A 484-nucleotide genomic window follows, 5' to 3' on the forward strand; every position below is an offset into this window, starting at 1 on the left:
GTCGCCGCTGTCATCGCCGCGCTCGTCAACACCTCCCGCCGCACCTGCCCCACTGCCCCGCCGCGGTGGACCAAGGCCGCGTCGGGTGCCGTGGCCATGGTGCTCGCCACCACAATGACACTCGGCATCACCCTGTTCAGCAAGACGGGCGACGTACGCGCTGCCGCGCCCGCCGCGATCACGGGCGAACGCGCAGGCGCCTCAGGCACAACGCTGTTCGATGAGACCACGCTCGCGACCTCGGCCACGGTTACACCACCCCGTGCAAGTAGCGTCTCGCGGCTCGACGGGCGCTATGTGCTTGAGGTGATCGTGAACGGCGAGTCCACCGGCCAACTTGCGCCCGTTGTCCGTCGTCAGGGGCGATGGTTCGTGCGTGCAGGCGATCTGCGTGCGCTCGGGCTGACCTCAGACCGTCTGCCCAATGCCAACACGACCGAGGTCGCGCTCGATTCACTCGATGACATCCAGGCGACATACGACG

Annotated in this window: 1 pseudogene; it reads left to right on the forward strand. The window is 67.8% G+C overall.

Annotated elements, in window-relative coordinates:
* Window positions 1–484: pseudogene (locus tag CDV44_RS28135) on the forward strand (hypothetical protein); the annotation flags it as partial.

This window comes from Pandoraea sp. PE-S2R-1, from assembly GCF_002179865.1.
GTDB lineage: Bacteria > Pseudomonadota > Gammaproteobacteria > Burkholderiales > Burkholderiaceae > Pandoraea.